Origin of the sequence: Paenibacillus popilliae ATCC 14706 (genome assembly GCF_000315235.1) — a bacterium.
GTDB classification, from domain to species: Bacteria; Bacillota; Bacilli; order Paenibacillales; family Paenibacillaceae; genus Paenibacillus_B; species Paenibacillus_B popilliae.
In genome coordinates this window covers 17179-34306 of the sequence record NZ_BALG01000151.1, presented here as the reverse complement: position 1 = coordinate 34306, position 17128 = coordinate 17179, and the positions used below count along the sequence as shown (strand labels likewise).

Here is a 17128-nt window from a genome sequence, read left to right as displayed (position 1 = left end):
GGCTTGTAAATGAAAGAGCAATCAATAACATCAAGGCTATAAATTTTTTCATGTTCTCTTCTCCTTTTCGTACCGTATTTTCTAAAGACAATTTTGGGTCTTTTCCTAGTTCTTTGCAGGATGTCTGGTCGTTGTGCTGCTACGTAAGTTTTCATAACATAATTTCCCAGACCTATAGCATCGTGATAGTACATAAGACTATAAGCGTGAACGCTTAGTCTATAGTGCAGCAGTATTCGTTCTTTATCGCTTAAAAAAATCTGCTGAAATCATTTCGTTCAATCCTGTACTTTTGGTAAAACCCTTTTGGCAGTATAGGGCATAATTCCGTAGGAACGTGAGTAGTCCAATGATGAGGTTATACAAAGATAGTTGAATGGGTTCATATATTACGATGAATGCTATCTGATCAAGCTTTTCTACCAAGTCTAAGCTGTCTTCATTTTTCGAGTGTTTTTTGCAAAAACAAGTAAATTACATGTGATTTATGTCCAATCTCGATGTACTGTTCTACGATGTCGTCACCGGGGATGTCTAATACAGCAGCAATGGATTAAATGATGTTAAAATCAGGGGTATTTGATTTCGCTGCTTTCAATTCTCGACAGGCTGCTCTTATCAAGGAAGACCGCTTCTTGTAGCTTCGATAGACTATTTCCTTCTTCTGCCGATAGCACTGTACACTGTATTAGCTTCCCCAAGCGCTGTGGCTTCGCAGCAACGGTATTCATAGTTTCAACTCCCTTCGGCAATGTAATTATCTATACTTTACCATGCATCTTACGAAATACAATCATTTTTTTACAAATCATCCATTTTGTATTATTATCAATATAAAAGGACGAACACTCCGAAGGTGTTTCGTCCTTTGTGTAGTTTATTCATAGTTTGTCTATACTTACGCTTTGCTATAACAGTCACTATAACGATATCACCGCCGTCTCGACGGCCTTCGCCTCGTCTGATTGTTGCAAGGCGTGGGCCAATTCATGGGCTTGATCGTATACACTCATCCGTTCTCATCCTTTCCGTTCTTTCTCATTAGTCAGCATGCCCGCTGTCGCAGGAGCTACGAACCGATTGCAAGCAGAAGCAACGACTGAATCAAGCCGATCATCCCCCCCAAGCAACGCCCCGAGCCACGTGATGGCACGGAACTCCTTCCCCGATACGCTCAAAATGATTGTCTCCAGCCGCTCGATCGGGAATTGCCCTACCTGCGAACGGACCACATCCTGCAGGCGGGCGGCGCGCACTACCTTGTCCAGATTGCGGTCCAACAGCGCAAGCGCATAATCAACGATCCGCGGCACGTAAGGCTGCCAAGCCTCCTTGCTCTCCTCCAACCAGTGGCTCGGCCGCGACTCTCCCCACCGCTCCAAGCGGCGGCTCCACTGCAGCCATAACTTCGCCAGGCCGAGAATCTGATCGGCAGGCTCGGATTCGCCTTCCGACCAGGCGCGCAGCAGTTCGGCCGGCGGCTGGCTCAGCCACTCCTCCAGCTTCCGTTCCAGCATGAGGGTCACGGTTCCTTGTACCTTGTCAGAACGGAGCTGCTCCGCCAGCAGGGGCGTTATCCGCGTCACCAGCTTGTCTTCATCGACGAAGATGGCCGCCATCACGCCCATGAAGCCCTTCGAACGGTCGACGAATTCCTTCGCCATCCGCAGCAGCATGCGCTGCCCGCCGGACGACAGCAGCTCCCGCTCAATCGACAGCAGAATGGCAGAAGCAGCCTTGCCTGCTAGCCGGTTCAGGCTTTCCTCCTGCCCTGCCGGCAGGAACTCGGACAGCGGATGCTCGTCCCAGCCGCTGCCTGCCAACCCGTACCGGATTCCCGACTCGGTCAGTGTGTCGAGCCGCTCCCCCCAAGCCGCGCATATCTCGAGCCAGCTCCGGCCGGGGGAGATGATTCGCGAATCGTTGGCCAAGTGCCCCGACCTGGTAACGATCCTAGTTTATAGTAATTTATTGTTGAAATACCGCTCAACCTTAGGTATATTAATGATAGGATATTTTATCCAAGGATAATATTGGGAGGCGATTAAATATTCAAGAAGATTACAAGTACATGTTTTAGTTTTTTTGTGTTCGCTTTAGTATTTACTACAGCTTTGGCTTATGCTGACTATTACCCAGGTACAAATATTGAAATGAAAGCAGGTGATATTCTTTATTCGTCTAAAAAAGGTTCTAGCCTTATTGTAGGACATGTGGCTATTGTAGCTGATGATAATAAAATTTATCATGCTAATAGTATAGTAGATGATGGTCAAACTTCTGCTGGGGGCAAATCTGACACGGTTAGCAATTATCGAACAAGGCATAAATCCGGCGAAGATATTGAAATATATAGATTTAACCGGTCAACCAAAGCAGCTGCTGGTCGATGGGTGAAGGAAAAATATTCTAAAGTAACAGACTATGAAATTCCAGCCCCCCATGAAACCGATAGACTAAAATTGAACGTACTAAACCCCAGTTATTGCTCTAAATTCATTTGGCAAGCACTTTACTACGGTTTGGAATACCCTCATGAAGATATAACATCATATCGTGCAAAAGTTACAGACTCTGTATATATTTTACCATCCGAATTTACATCAAGTCCTTTTGAAAAAGTTGGTTCATTCAAAGCATGATATTTTCTTTAGTATTGGGACAAGGACACTGGAGATAACGCCCACCCTGATACTTAAAAAGTAATATACCTAAATTTAGGTATATTACTTTTTTTGTTTTCAAAGTTGAGTCCATGAGTTTCCTCTAAAAAAATATACATGATGGTAATTTGGTTTATCTTTAAATCTCACGTAAACTGGATATTTAGGAAGATCAGATAGTACACATTTAATACTTAAAATCTCCTCTTCTTTGTATTTTTGTGTATGAATTAAATAATCATGCAAATTTTTTTCTAGGCTATACATAGTCCATTTAATCTTCAAAATTGGAATAAGAATAATTAAAACTAAAGCAATTAAAATACCGTAGAACATTTTTCTTTTTGTATTCATTCAGCTTATTCCTCCCACTTCTTTTAGAATTTTCATTTACCATGTCAGGCGAGGCTGGAACCAAGAAAACCAAATAAATTCAACAATTGGAGTTAATGCATTACCTATAAATCCAATAACAGCCAGAGCTAAAATAACTCCAACACTATACAAAAAAGTTTTTTTGATGTTCATGATATTTCCTCCCTTTATAACAACATTAATAGTGACATCTTTGGAATCATCGTTAATAATGTAGTGCTCCCCATTATCAAGATACAATTTTTTGAGAAATAAGGTATGTCCTCCTTCCAGCGATTAGGATGCAATAGGCTTAGCTATGTGAGCATAGAAATGCACAGGTCGTGCCTTACCGAGCGACTGGTGAGGGCGTTCTCATTGTAAAAATGGACAAAGCAAACGATCCCTTGACGTAACGCACAAAGGTTTTCGAATTCATTCAAATAAATGCATTCATACTTGAATGAGCGGAAGAATCGCTCTGTTCGGCTGTTGTCGGTTGCCCGGCTCTTGCCCATCCGCAGATTGGTAATATCGACTCTCCAGACCCTGATTGGAATGATCGATGCAGAGGCTACGAAGCAGGTAGGGATGTGTATAGGCCACGTGAAGGCGTTTGCTTAGGTTCTCTTTGGATAGACCGCTTCAAGCCCCATGATTTGCATCAAGCAGCGCACACGCTTGCGGTTGACCTCATGTCCCTGATCGCGAATGAATCTCATCATGCGCCGTTAACCGAAGTAGGGATGCTTTATGTAAAGCTCGTCGATCCGATGCATGAGCCGAACATTCTCTTCCCTTTCGCGTTGTTCCCTTGAGAGGCGGTAGACACGGGTCCGATTTACGTCCAGTAGCTCCGTTTGGCGTTTCACCGTAATCTTAATCTACGCATTGTCCCGCTCCACCATCGCTTAACGGGCTTCCAGCGGTTCATTTGAGGCCAGATTTTTTTTGAGCCAGTCGACTTCAACCGTGAGTTGACCTACCAGCTTCTCCAGACGTTCTTGCTTGGCTTCGTACTCCTTTCTCACTTTGTCGGCTTTACTGGCCTTCTTCGAAGACGGTTGAAACGCGCTCTAAGAACTCGGCCTTCCATTGACTGATCATATTTCGATGCAATTTCATTGACGGTCTGCTCCTCACGGAGCACTTCCAGCACGACTTTGGTTTTAAACTCTGCAGTATATCGATTTTGTTTTTCCATAGCTTGATTATAACTTGTTTATCACGCTCCTGTGTCTCATCCTTTGGGAGCATTATATTTTTTATGTATATGGGGGGGATTTGTTTTAATACCTTTAGCCAAGTCCAAAATTATGTAAATTCCCTCAAGTAAAATTCATCTCTCTAACTTAATCGCATAACTTTGGATGCAGTCTTTTGACTTGTTTTACGCCACTTCAATTCATCCGTCATATCCAGATACTTCCTGCCGGCCATAGGCGTGCGGTTTATCTACACCCCATAATCCACGCTGCTTGAGCTCTTGGAAGAATGTGTTCCAAATTTCTTCGGATTCGGAGTCACCCAGCCGCCGGACTCGCACTTGGCACTTCCGGATCAACCATACAAATGGCCGAGCGCATCCGATACGATCTTATTCACATCCTGAATCACGACCGCGAGCCGCCGTTCGGCTTCGAACAGCTTCGCGATCTCCGTATTTATGCTGATGACTTCATACAGCTTCTCCATGTTGTCCAGCTCCGACTGATCCGGCATCTCGCCGGTCATCATCTTCTGCTGCATCTCCATCTGGCGCAGACGGAAATCATCCAGCATCCGCTTGCTGTCCGCATCGGACTCAATGGCCTTCATCACCGTCTCGACGGCCTTCGCCTCGTCTGATTGTTGCAAGGCGTGGGCCAATTCATGGGCTTGATCGTATACACTCATTCGTTCTCATCCTTTCCGTTCTTCCTTATTAGTCAGCATACCCCGCTGTCGCAGGAGCTACGAACCGATTGCAAGCAGAAGCAACGACTGAATCAAGCCGATCATCCCCCCAAGCAACGCCCCGAGCCACGTGATGGCACGGAACTCCTTCCCCGATACGCTCAAAATGATCGTCTCCAGCCGCTCGATCGGGAATTGCCCCACCTGCGAACGGACCACATCCTGCAGGCGGGCGGCGCGCACTACCTTGTCCAGATTGCGGTCCAACAGCGTGATCGCGCAATCGACGATTCGCGGCACGTAAGGCTGCCAAGCCTCCTTGCTCTCCTTCAGCCAGCGGATCGGCCGCGACCCTCCCCACCGCTCCAAGCGGCGGCTCCACTGCAGCCATGACTTCGCCAGGCCGAGAATCTGATCGGCAGGCTCGGATTCGCCTTCCGACCAGGCGCGCAGCAGCTCGGCCGGCGGCTGGCTCAGACACTCCTCCAGCTTCCGTTCCAGCATAAGGGTCACGGTCTCTTGGACCTTGTCAGAACGGAGCTGCTCCGCCAGCAGGGGCGTTATCCGCGTCACCAGCTTGTCTTCATCGACGAAGATGGCCGCCATCACGCCCATGAAGCCCTTCGAACGGTCGACGAATTCCTTCGCCATCCGCAGCAGCATGCGCTGCCCGCCGGACGACAGCAGCTCCCGCTCAATCGACAGCAGGATGGCGGAAGCAGCCTTGCCTGCTAGCCGGTTCAGGCTCTCCTCCTGCCCTGCCGACAGGAACTCGGACAGCGGACGCTCGTCCCAGCCGCTGCCTGCCAACCCGTACCGGATTCCCGACTCGGTCAGTGTGTCGAGCCGCTCCCCCCAAGCCGCGCATATCTCGAGCCAGCTCCGGCCGGGGGAGGCGATCGCAGCCCATTCACACAACGTGCGATCGTCCGCCAGCAGCCGGTCGAGAAAGCCCGTCAGCCCGGCCGTCGCCTGTTCCTGCACCTCCGGCTGGCGCAGCATCACCCGCAGCCCGTCGCTGGTCACTAAATATTCGGATACGACTTCCCCGAGCGAGGCCGCAATATCTGACTTCCGCTTCGGAATGAGGCCGGGCGTGAACGGCACTCTACGCCCGAACAGATGAATCGGCTGCCGCGGGTGGAACAGCATCTTTATCGCAAAATGATTCGTTATACCGCCGACGAACGCGGCGACAATGACGCTAAATAGAATAAACATCCAATTGGGCACGTCGAACCCCTCCTTTCATGATGCAAGTCAATCACCAAGGGAAATATGTCCTCATATGATGAATTACGTATGCGGTTCACCTGTATTTGTATCGACACCAGTCCGGTGCATACCGTGATTCATCATGCAAGTCGTCGTTGGAAGGAGAACCAACATGTTGAAATCAAAAGTGAGGCTCCACGTTGTGAGCGCCGGCATCTTGCGGGAAGACACAATCATGTTGGGTGACAGCTATGTCAAGCAATGGAAGATTCCCGTAAACCATCCGATTACGATCCGCTTCGGTTCCTTCAGACAGAGCGTGATCGTATCCTCCGTTCCCAAATCTAACGGGCTCCGGATCAATCACGCGCTTGCCCACAATATGGGACTGTCTAGCGATGTTGCCCTGCGGCTAACGTATACCCAACAGACGTTGAGAATCGGTCCGCTTATCGGCGTCCTGATCAGCCGGGATTATCCTGCTGTTCCGGATCGGCCGTTCGGCTCGATTACCGCCTTCTGCCGGGAGATGGTCGATGCCTGCCAATCCCAAGGAGCCGTTGCCTGCTTCTTCACGCCGGAACATGTGAAGGACACGCTACGGATACAGGCATGGGTTTACACCAAAGGAAGCTGGCAGCTCACCAGCATGCCAATCCCGGATGTCGTGAACAATCGTCTGACGTCACGAGCTCTGGAGAACAAACCTAGCGTACAGCATTTCATGAAAGAAGTAAAATCACGTTACCAGTCACATGTATTCAATGAAAAGTTTCTGGATAAGACCGAGGTGTTCGACGCGTTGAAGACCAGTGCAGAGTTGACCCGCTACTTGCCGGAATCACATCTGCTGCGCAAGTACTCTACCCTCAAGACGATGAGCGGGCGATATCAGACCCTCTTCCTGAAGCCGGCCCGAGGAAGCCTCGGCAAAGGCATCATCTGCATCAACCGTACCTCGGATAACAGCTTTCAAGCCCTCTATTCCAATATTAGCGGCACCAAGCGCCATAACTTCAGCAGCTTAACCAAGCTGTTCTCTACCCTGTCCGGGAAGCTGAAGACGAATCGCTACCAGATCCAGCAAGGCTTGAACCTGATCGATTTTGCCAAGCGCCCGATCGATTTCCGCGCGCTCGTTCAGAAGAACATTCACGGCCGCTGGAGCATCACGTCCATCGTCGCCCGAACCGCGAGCACGCAGCACTTCGTGTCGAATGTGGCGCGCGGCGGAACGCTCAGCACCGTAAAGGAAGCGGTCGGCCGATCGAATCTGCCGGCCGGGGCGAAGAGCGACATCATGGGCAAGCTGCAGCGGGCGGCGCTCGATATCGCGCGCGGCATCGACACGCATATTCCCGCTCACTTCGGTGAATTGGGGATTGACCTGGCTGTCGATACGTCAGGCAAAGTGTGGCTACTTGAAGTCAACTCCAAGCCTTCCAAAAATGACAATACTCCGTTGAACGTCAACCGAGTCCGTCCCTCCGTCCGCAAAACGGTGGAATACGCCCGGTATTTGTCCGGATTTTGAGGAGGTGCAGGGGATGAAGAAGAACAGGGCCGAGCAGCCCGTCATCGGCGTTCTCCAGAACGAATCACCCGGCACGCCTCCCTTCACCGAGGCTGAATATTGCCGCAGGCTGTGTCAGGCCGGACACAAACACGGCGTCCGGGTCATCGTTTTTTCGCCTGCATGGGCCGACCTTGCTTCCGGCACGGTGAACGGTTATGTCTACAGCAACCATCGATGGGAACCCTGCACCGCCGCGTTGCCTCCCCTTGTGTACAACCGGTGCGTATTCTCCAGCAGAAGCGCAAGCGCCATAACTTCAGCCGCCCTCGCCAAGCTGCTGCGGAGCAGACGCACTACCCAACTGGGGATAGGATTGCAGGGCAAATGGGACATCTACCGCTCCTTATCTGCGGAGTCCGGCCTGAGCGTGATTCTGCCGCCCACTCATCTCTACAAGGGCAAGCGCAGTATCGCTGCCGCGCTGTCCCACTACGACGGAAGCCTGTTCCTGAAGCCTCATGCCGGCTCCCAGGGGAAGTCAGCGCTCCGGGTCCAGTATCGCCGGACAGCACAGCGAGGAGATAGAAGCCACGCCCCTCTACTGAGGGTAGCGGGACGCGATCAACGCAACCACCTGCTGACGAAGCAATTTGAATGTACCGAGGATGGATACAACTGGATTTCCAGCTTTATCGGCAGACGAACCTTTGTCATGCAGCCTTGCTTGTCCTTGCTAACGCAGGCGGGCGAGCCATTCGACATTCGTGTACTGATGCAAAAGAATGACCGGGGCCGCTGGGCGATGACCGGCATGGCCGCACGCATCGGCACCCTTGACAGCATTACTTCCAATCTTCATGGAGGCGGGCGGGCCGTGTCTGTCCTTCCATTTTTGAAGCGCGAATACGACCCGGAGCGTGCCGAGCGGCTCATGGAGCAGCTGCATGCCTATAGCGAGCGCATCCCCCCTCTACTTGAAGCACGACACGGGCGTCTGATGGAGGTCGGTCTGGATTACGGCATTGATCAGAAAGCCCGCATGTGGCTGCTGGAGGTCAATTCGAAGCCGGGCAGGACGGTCTTCCGTCAGACAGGCGAGCGGGAAGCCGCTGTGAAATCCGTGGAAAATCCCATCTTGTATGCGCGCTATGTACTGGGTCGACATCTTAGGAGGGTAAGTCCATGAGCTTGACGGTATGCAACGTCCACTTAACACCTAAATCCGAGAAAACAGTGTATCTCTCCAGCACCTTAATGAAGCAATTGAAGCTGACCGGCAAAAAATCAGTACGGCTTCGATTGGGCAAGACGATATTCCCCGCTACGCTGAAGCCGGTGAAGCGTCCAGGCAACCATGTCATCATACCGGCCGGCCTTCGTTCCTTCGTCCGGGTGCCGAAATCCGGTGTCGTTTATCTTCGCAACGAGCAGGAAGGCGATCTGCAGTTGGGGCCGTTGATCGGCATCTTATCGGATTCCTCGCTGCGCACACAGACGCATCCATTCGGCAGCCGCACCTCGTTCATTAAGCAAATTTTGCGCGTCGGCAATAAGAAAGCCTTCATCTTTGCCTTCACTCCGCGCGATATCAATTGGCACAACGAGACCGTCAACGCCTACTTCCTATCGGAATCCGGCAGTTGGAGACGGCGCACCGTGCCGCTGCCAGATGTCGTATATAACCGGCTGTCGAGCCGGCGGGCAGAGACGACGTCCTCGATCCAGATGCTGCGGGAACGGTTCGTTCGCCGGAACATCCCTTTTTTCAACTGGTGCTTTTTCAAAAAATCCGATATCTACGAACTGCTGGAAAACGATCTGGAAGCGAACCTCCACGTACCGGAATCGGTTATGAACCCTACGCCGGACACCATTCGCGTCATGCTGTCCCGCCATCATTTCGTCTATTACAAGCCGACCTCGGGAAGCCTGGGTATCGGCATCTATCGGCTGACCTACCTGCCGAAGAAAGGCTATTTCGCACGCTACACGGTCAACGGCAAAAACACGCTGCTTCGCTTTAAGCAATTTTCCAGCCTCATCCGCATGCTGCAAGCAAGGCACGGACGTTCTCTGCGCAACTATGTCGTGCAGCAAGGGGTTCGGCTCATCGAGATCGATAGCTGCCCGATCGACTTCCGCTTCCATATGCACAAAAACGGGGAGAATGAATGGATCGTTGTCGGAATCGGCGCCAAGAAAGCGGGCAAAGGCAGCGTTACCACCCACGTGAAGAATGGCGGCCAGCTGATGACGCCGGAACAGGCTCTTCAGCGGATGTTCGGCGACAGAGCCAAAGAAGTGCTTGCCAATATGAAAATGGTAGCCATTGATCTGGCTAAGGCCATTGAACGGAACTATCCTCATCTCCTCGGCGAACTCGGCTTCGACCTCGGCATAGACCGGGATGAGCATGTATGGATGTTCGAGGCCAACGCCAAGCCTGGGCGCTCGATATTCAAGCATCCCTCCTTGCGCAGTGAAGGTCAATCATCCATTGAACATATCCTGGATCACTGTCTGTTCCTTAGCAAATTCCGCAGGAGGGATCCGATGTGAGTGGCATAGAGCAAGATCAACTGCCGGTCGTCGCCATTCTGACGATCGAGGATGCCAAGGAACATTTCCGCGGCAATCGTGACAACTTCCTGGATATTTTGCGTACGGGCAAGGATCTCGGCTTTACCGTATATACCGTGACCGTGAGGGAGCTGAATCTCGACGCCAGGCGAATCGCGGGCTACGAATATAACGAGGATAAGCAATCCTGGGCGCAGGAATGGTTCCCGCCCCCACGCATCATCTACAACCGCATACCGCTGCGGGAGGATGAGAATCTGCCTGCCGTCCGCCGCAAGATCGAGGAGGTTCTGGCCCATCCGAGCACTTTTCTATATAATCCATATTTTTTTAATAAATGGGAATTATTTGAATGGCTGCAAAAATCAAGGGTCACTCGAACCTTCATCCCCGCCACGCGGCGGCTGCGCACCTCTGTCACCCTGGCCAAAATGTTGAACAAATATCCCTATCTGTTCCTTAAGCCGGAGACGGGGAAGGCCGGCATGGGCATTATGACGCTTCGCGTCAATCATACGAAAGCGCTGAAGTTCCGACTCAAGACCCAGGATAAAAGAAGGAGCGCCCTGTTCAAATGCGCCACGATCTCAAAGCTATGGCCCCGGATACGCAAGCAGGCCGGCATCCATGATTATATCGTCCAGCAGGGCATTCCGCTGGCTACGGTGAACCGGCGGCCGTTTGATTTGCGGGTGCTGGTGCAGAAGAACAGCAAAGGCCAATGGGATATTACCGGTGTCGGCGCCCGAGTTGCTGGCACTACGAGCATTACGACCCATGTTCCCCGCGGCGGAAGCATCGAGGATCCCGAGAAGCTGCTGAGCGTGAATTTCGGCGTCGAACAAGCGCGGAGAACGATGGCCCGCATCAAAAACGCAGCCATCATCATCGCCCGGCAGATCGAACGCGGCTCCGGACATACGCTTGGCGAGATGTCGATGGATCTTGGCGTCGATACGAACGGTAGCATCTGGTTCTTCGAAGCCAATGCGAAGCCGATGAAATTCGATGAGCCCCACATTCGAAGACGCTCACTGGAACGAATATTCCAGTATTCGACTTATTTATCTCGAACTGGCGGATAACGTCAAAGAAGGTGAAGACGCTTGGATAAACCTGTTCTTGGCATCTTGACGCTCTATTTGAATGAACAAAAACAATTGGAAGAACGGCATATTTATCAGAAGATGATTGCGGCTGGGAACAAGCTGGGATTGACTGTCTTCGTGTTCACCCCGCAGGATGTAGATGACAAGCAGAAACGAATTAACGGCATGTGGTACCATCCGAAGTGCGGGCGCTGGACGCGCAAATGGACCCGCTTCCCGACCCTAATTTTCGATCGATCCCGCATTCAAAAAAGCTACCGATTCGAGCAATTGAAGCGGTTCCGCAGCAAATACCCAAAGCTGCTGTATCTGAACCGTCCGCTCCGCAATAAATGGACGATCTACCAGGTGCTCTCCACGGTACCGTCCTTGAAGAAGTATCTTCCCGACACAAAACTGTATTCGGGAATTCAGGATGTGCAGCGCATGCTGAAGGAGCGGCCACTGCTCTATCTGAAGCCGATTAACGGCACAGGAGGGCGCGGCATTCTTCGTATCCAGCGCCTCCGATCGACGGACGGTGTGGTCTATGCCGAGGGAAGAGATCATCAGCGGCAGGTCATCCGGCCGCAGAAAATGACCTTCACTCAACTGGCCGCCCGGCTATCCTCCTGGAAGGCGAACGACCGCTATCTTATCCAGCAGGGCATCGCGCTCAAGCTGCCGAGCGGCCGCGTGCATGATTACCGGATGCTCGTGCAGAAGAACGGTTCCGGTGTCTGGTCGGTTACGGGCTGCGCCGGACGCGTTGGACCGGTCCATAGCATCACGTCGAATCTCCACGGCGGAGGCCAGGCTATGCGGATGCAGGAGCTGCTGGCGCAGTGGATAGGCGACAAGGCCCGCATCCAGGACATACGTAAGGAAGCCGAAGCCCTCAGTCTTGAGGTAGCCGCATTCCTTGAGAAGCGATATGATGCTCTCTGCGAGTTGGCGCTCGATCTCGCGATCGACCAGAGAGGGCGGATCTGGCTGCTAGAGGTCAATCCGAAGCCAGCGCGCGAAGTGTTCCACCGTATCGGCGATAAGGAGACATACCGCAACTCCATCGTGCGCCCGCTGGAATATGCATCCTGGCTATACCAGAAAAAGGCGGGCATTAAACTGCCGGATTCCGGCAAATCGCCGCTGCCGCCAACCGACAGCAAATCGGAAAGATAAGAAGGACGCTTGAATTCAGAACCGTCCATCAATTCGACAGGCGCAGCTCTCCGAGTCTGCGCCTGTCGCGGTTAAGATGCTGTCGAGCGGTATAGGTCCACAAGTTCGTCGAATTGGCGGATGATGACGTCTGAGCCCTGCAGCTCCTGTTCCTGACCGAAGCCGGCATATTGGCAGCCGATGACGATCAGTCCGTTCTCCCTCCCCGCTTCAACGTCAGAGGAGCGATCGCCGACCATCCAGGCCGAATCGATGCCATGCTCCGACTTCAGGAGACGCACCAGCTCCACCTTGGTCGCGGTGCCTTTTCCGCCCGCGCTGTACAAGCCAGTGAACAGCTCGTCCATGCCGAAGGTCTTTACGATCGCCTGTATATATTCCTCCAGTCCGTTGCTTGCGACGAACAGTTTTACGCCTTCGCCCCCCAGCTCGGCCAAAGTCTCCTTCACCTGCGGGTATAGTTCCGCGCTACCTTCGTCCAATCCGGACAGCTCGTATTGCAGCAGAAGCTCATCCGCGCGGCGGTGCGCCTCCGGGCTGCCTTCCGGCATGACCCGCTTCCAGATGTCCGCCAGCAGCATGGCAAGTGATCCGAGTATCACATCTTCCGGGGGCGTCGGCCCCTCGTGCAGCTTGTCGCTCCGCAATGTATCGAATACCCGATGGTATGCCGGTATCAACAGCGATTCCGTGCGGAACAGCGTTCCGTCCATATCGAAGATCATCGCTTCCGGGCGTGGCAGCCGGTCTGCGCGCAATGTAGACATACTCACAACAAGACCCTCCCATTGTCGTATAAAACTCCGGCCGAGCAACTGACAGCCGCTCGGCCCCCAAATAGACGGAGTGCTTGCGGTCTGCCAATGGACCAGCCTCCGTCCTCATTGAACGGGGCCATCGTCCGTATCCGTAAGTGGACACATCGCAAAATAGATTCAAGCTGTTGCTTATTCCGCCAAGGCTGGCATTTGGGTCATTCTCATCTTGAAATCGACGCCCTTGTAATACATGTCTGCGACAAGCAGATTCGGTCCGCAGCAGGCGACCGCTGGACAATGGCAATCGACCGTGCGGGACAGCAGATGGTCCTGCAGCCAGGAATTGAAAATATCGTCCAGCCGGCTCTCGTAAATGCTGCCGAAGGCTGGAATGTCCGCGAAGTCGGTCACGAAGACATCGCCGCTGAACAGGTTGACATTCAACCGGTTGCGCCCATCCGGATCGTTGCGGAGTGTGACCATCGGTTCCGAGCGGAGGCGCTGAAGGAGCTGCTGGTCTTCTTCGACCGTATTGCATGCGAAGAAAGGAAGCGTCCCGAACAGCATCCAGATGTCCCGATGACGGGAGTCGAGCAGCCGGTGCATCGACTGTCTCAGATCGGACAGCGGCAGTACCGGAAGATTCTGCGCGAACGAGCTTGGGTACATCGGATGAACCTCATGGCGCCGGCAGCCCATCTCGACGATAAGCTGATGAATCTCGTCCAGCTTGCTGTGGGTCCGGTAGTTGATCATTGACTCGGCCGATATGTACATTCCCGCCTCGCTCAGCCGCTTCGAGTTATCGATCATCCGCTCGTACAACCGGGACGCAGCCCCGGACTTGACCTCATGGCTTGTATGAGTGAACCCGACCGCATGGAAATCTTCCATGCACGTATAGTTGAACGAAATGTGCATGACGTCCAGATATGGAGCGATCCATTCATAGCGGCCGATGTCGAAGGTCAAATTCGAGTTGATCTGGGTCCATATGCCTCGTTCGCTGGCGTATTTTAAAATCGGAACGATATAGTCGGTTACGGTCTTCAGATGGAACATCGGCTCCCCGCCCGTAATACTGAGCGTCTCCAAATGCTCGACCTCGTCCAGCCGCTTGAGCATAAGGGAGAGCGGCAGCTTCGGCGGCTCGCTCATCACGAGCGTGTGTCCAACTGCGCAATGCTCGCAGCGCATGTTGCACATCTGGGCCACCGTCATTTCGACGCTGGTCAGGACATGACGTCCGTACACGCGCAGCGAGCGAATCGGATCCCAAGGATCATACGCCGGGCTGAGCTGTTGCTTTTCCTTGACTCGTTCCATTTCTAGTTGATTCATGCTACATTCCACCTTATTTTTTCCATTATCCTATTGTCTGGCGATATTCATCTCCACCCTGCCTGAACAAGGATCATTCCTCCGCCTGCCATGCGGCCAGAGGCTCGCACTCTGTCAGATGGAGCGCATAATCCATGCGATGGCGGTAATTCGTCCGGCTGGTGAGCGATTAGGTCGTATTCTTCTCCCTACGCCGGAGGCGCTTCGGCGCCCACCAGTTGGCCCGCCCCATCAGCTTCATGAGAGAAGGCACGAGGAAGATGCGGATCAAGGTCGCATCGAGCAGAACCGAAGTGGCCAACCCGAGGCCGATCGCCTTCATCATTTCATTATCCGTGAAAATAAAGGCTCCCACGACGACGATCAAAATGAAGGCGGCGCTCGTAATGATTCCGCCGGTCTTCATAAGGCCGTCGGCCGTGCTGTGCTCGTTATGTCCCGTTCGCTCGTATTCCTCGGCAATCCGAGACAACAGGAAGACTTCATAATCCATCGATATGCCGAAGACGACGCAAAATATGATGACCGGCAGCATCGCAACCACCATGCCGGTCGATGTGACCTGGAACAGATCGGCCAGATATCCGTGCTGGAAGACAAGCACGACAATACCGAGGCTCGATCCGAGACTTAATATGTTCATCATCACCGCCTTCAATGGAAGCAAAACCGAACGGAAGGCGATAAACAATACCAGGTAGGTCACTACCAGGATAAAGACGACGACATAAGGAAGCGCCCCCGTGATTCGCTCGATAATGTCGAGCTGCACTGCCGGTCCACCTGTCACATATTTGGCGGTTATTCCGCTCGGGAGCTCCCAATTCCGCAGGCTATGGACGAGATCACGCACTTCCTGCCCTTTTGGATCGCCATCGGGAATGACCTGCATGACGATAAACCGCTCCTTCGCCAGATGGCTGCTCTCCAATTGAGCGCGCAGAGAAGGATCCTTCAAGGCCTCCGCCTTCGCCTCCGGGCTAGGGAGCCTGCTCATCAGGCTTACGTAACTGTCGACGCGCCGCACTCCATCCATCCGGCTCAGCTCGGACTGCCAGGCATCTGTCTGTCGGATCGTCCCGGTATCCGTATAGGGGCGCTCCGTGTGCAGTGCGACGAGAATCGGGTTCAATTCCCGCTTGTCGTATGCCTCGTCCAGCAGATCGGAGCCGGCTCGCGACTCGTACTTCGGCGGCAGCATCCCCGCGTCCGGAATACCGATATTCATGCCAACCATCGGCAGCGCGAGGCCGGTCAGCAGCACGAACAAAATGATGACAATCGTAACCGGCCGCTTCATGACGCTATGCGCGATACGACGCCAGAAAACGCTGCCTCCATCCGCATCCCGACGGCAAAATCGCGCCGGAATGACCGGAAAGCGATTGATGCGCTCGCCAAATACGCCCAGCAGGGCCAGTAGCAGCGAGTTGCCTACGATGACAGACATCGTCACGACGAGCACGCCACCCAGGCTCAAGGAACGGAACAGAGCCAGATCGATGAACGCCATCGCCACCAGCCCGATCAGCACCGCCACGCCGGAAAAAAAGATCGAGCGCCCCGCTTTCCGAGCAGTCATCGCTACCGCCGCTTCGACCGAACCATGCTGCCGCAGCTCTTCCCGGAAGCGGCTTACCATGAACAGCGCATAATCTATCCCGACGGCAAGCCCGAGCATCGTGACGACATTCGGGAGAAAGTTGCTGAGCGAATCCGTCGCGAACGAGATGAAGTAGATCAGACCGAGGGAGGTGGTCACACTGACAACACCGACGATGAGCGGCAGCAGGCCGGCCAGCAGCGTGCCGAAGACGGCGAGCAGGACGACGAGCGCAATTGGCAATCCAATCAGCTCCGACTTCACAATGTCCCGCTTGCTCGCTACTTGCATATCGTAATAGACAGGGGTCGCTCCGCTAACATAGGTGTCAGCCTGCGGAAGATCCGGTATCTGGCTGCGGATCTCTGGGTATTTCTCCAACGCTTCGTTCGTATCCAGATCGAGAATGACATGGACGGCGATGACATCCTGCCGCGCATTATCCTTCCGTCCTTCCTTGCGAATGCGGACGTCGCTGACGTACGGCTCCTGCTTCAGTCCGGAAAATCGTTCTTCCAACTGCCTGAATGTGTCTTCCGTCATCAAGGAGGAGCTATCCCGGCTCTCGTAGACGATATCCATCGTCGTTGAGGAGAGCCCGACCTCGCTGCGCAGTACGGACAGCCCCTGCTCCGATTCGCTGCCGGTTGGCGTAAATCCGTTGTCCTTGAGCATCGAAGGAACCTGCAGGGCCAAGAGTAACATGATCAAAAAGAATACCGTCCAACCGCTCCACACAGCGTGTCGTCGACGGTATACCCATTGTCCCCAAGTCCAAAAAAAGCCGTCCCGCACGTGTGTCGCCCCCTGACCACTGTTATTATATGCTTCATTGTAAGCTTCCCGAATGACAGGGTCAATTTTCAACGTGCAAGCTGACGATCGTCACCTTCAGCGACCAGGCGGATTCCTCCTCCGTTGACTTCCCGGGC

At 53.1% G+C, this 17128-nt stretch carries 16 protein-coding genes; 6 read left to right on the top strand and 10 right to left on the bottom strand.

Features of this window, described 5'->3' with window-relative positions:
* Positions 1-1019: 1019 nt before the first annotated feature.
* Positions 1020-1931, bottom strand: coding sequence for a DUF445 family protein (locus PPOP_RS10765; protein ID WP_006286355.1), 912 nt, complete (start codon positions 1929-1931; stop codon positions 1020-1022).
* A gap of 156 nt (positions 1932-2087) precedes the next feature.
* On the opposite strand from PPOP_RS10765, the gene PPOP_RS21955 reads away from it, so the two are divergent.
* Positions 2088-2642 carry a hypothetical protein gene (locus tag PPOP_RS21955; protein WP_006286354.1) on the top strand — a complete coding sequence of 185 codons (555 nt, stop codon included), beginning with the start codon at positions 2088-2090 and terminating at the stop codon, positions 2640-2642.
* A gap of 99 nt (positions 2643-2741) precedes the next feature.
* On the opposite strand, the gene PPOP_RS10760 is transcribed toward PPOP_RS21955, so the two are convergent.
* The 6 genes from PPOP_RS10760 to PPOP_RS10740 form a co-directional block, all read right to left on the bottom strand.
* Positions 2742-3017, bottom strand: coding sequence for a DUF3139 domain-containing protein (locus PPOP_RS10760; RefSeq protein ID WP_006286353.1), 276 nt, complete (start codon positions 3015-3017; stop codon positions 2742-2744).
* A 36-nt stretch (positions 3018-3053) separates the two neighbouring features.
* Complete coding sequence (locus PPOP_RS22755) at positions 3054-3191, bottom strand: hypothetical protein (protein WP_159101837.1); 138 nt, start codon at positions 3189-3191, stop codon at positions 3054-3056.
* A 143-nt stretch (positions 3192-3334) separates the two neighbouring features.
* On the bottom strand, positions 3335-3535 hold the full coding sequence (locus PPOP_RS25930; RefSeq protein ID WP_093471039.1) for an integrase core domain-containing protein: 201 nt from the start codon (positions 3533-3535) through the stop codon (positions 3335-3337).
* 102 nt (positions 3536-3637) lie between these two features.
* Positions 3638-3739 carry an IS3 family transposase gene (locus tag PPOP_RS25925; protein WP_422730638.1) on the bottom strand — a complete coding sequence of 34 codons (102 nt, stop codon included), beginning with the start codon at positions 3737-3739 and terminating at the stop codon, positions 3638-3640.
* Positions 3740-4577: 838 nt separating this feature from the next.
* Entirely contained in the window at positions 4578-4913 is a 336-nt protein-coding gene (locus PPOP_RS10745) for a YlbF/YmcA family competence regulator (protein ID WP_006286351.1), read from the bottom strand.
* Positions 4914-4970: 57 nt separating this feature from the next.
* On the bottom strand, positions 4971-6146 hold the full coding sequence (locus PPOP_RS10740) for a DUF445 family protein (protein ID WP_006286350.1): 1176 nt from the start codon (positions 6144-6146) through the stop codon (positions 4971-4973).
* A 154-nt stretch (positions 6147-6300) separates the two neighbouring features.
* Here PPOP_RS10740 and PPOP_RS10735 point away from each other — a divergent pair, with 154 nt between their 5' ends.
* The 5 genes from PPOP_RS10735 to PPOP_RS10715 are packed head-to-tail and all read left to right on the top strand — an operon-like array spanning position 6301 to position 12494.
* Positions 6301-7662 carry a YheC/YheD family endospore coat-associated protein gene (locus PPOP_RS10735; protein WP_006286349.1) on the top strand — a complete coding sequence of 454 codons (1362 nt, stop codon included), beginning with the start codon at positions 6301-6303 and terminating at the stop codon, positions 7660-7662.
* 13 nt (positions 7663-7675) lie between these two features.
* On the top strand, positions 7676-8830 hold the full coding sequence (locus tag PPOP_RS10730) for a YheC/YheD family endospore coat-associated protein (protein WP_006286348.1): 1155 nt from the start codon (positions 7676-7678) through the stop codon (positions 8828-8830).
* Positions 8827-10203, top strand: coding sequence for a YheC/YheD family endospore coat-associated protein (locus tag PPOP_RS10725; protein WP_006286347.1), 1377 nt, complete (start codon positions 8827-8829; stop codon positions 10201-10203). The genes PPOP_RS10730 and PPOP_RS10725 overlap by 4 nt, the downstream gene beginning before the upstream one ends.
* Positions 10200-11309 (top strand): YheC/YheD family endospore coat-associated protein, encoded by a 1110-nt coding sequence (locus tag PPOP_RS10720; RefSeq protein WP_006286346.1) that lies wholly within the window; start codon positions 10200-10202, stop codon positions 11307-11309. Before PPOP_RS10725 ends, PPOP_RS10720 begins: the two co-directional genes overlap by 4 nt.
* A gap of 21 nt (positions 11310-11330) precedes the next feature.
* Entirely contained in the window at positions 11331-12494 is a 1164-nt protein-coding gene (locus tag PPOP_RS10715; protein WP_006286345.1) for a YheC/YheD family endospore coat-associated protein, read from the top strand.
* A gap of 71 nt (positions 12495-12565) precedes the next feature.
* Here PPOP_RS10715 and PPOP_RS10710 read toward each other — a convergent pair whose 3' ends face one another.
* The 3 genes from PPOP_RS10710 to PPOP_RS10700 all read right to left on the bottom strand — a co-directional run bounded on the left by PPOP_RS10710 (position 12566) and on the right by PPOP_RS10700 (position 16901).
* Positions 12566-13261, bottom strand: a complete 696-nt coding sequence (locus tag PPOP_RS10710) for an HAD family hydrolase (RefSeq protein ID WP_042228435.1) — start codon at positions 13259-13261, stop codon at positions 12566-12568.
* Positions 13262-13441: 180 nt separating this feature from the next.
* A complete protein-coding gene (yfkAB, locus tag PPOP_RS10705) occupies positions 13442-14593 on the bottom strand; it encodes a radical SAM/CxCxxxxC motif protein YfkAB (RefSeq protein ID WP_006286343.1) in 1152 nt (383 codons plus the stop codon).
* A gap of 169 nt (positions 14594-14762) precedes the next feature.
* Complete coding sequence (locus PPOP_RS10700) at positions 14763-16901, bottom strand: MMPL family transporter (RefSeq protein ID WP_234399789.1); 2139 nt, start codon at positions 16899-16901, stop codon at positions 14763-14765.
* Positions 16902-17128 lie beyond the last annotated feature (227 nt).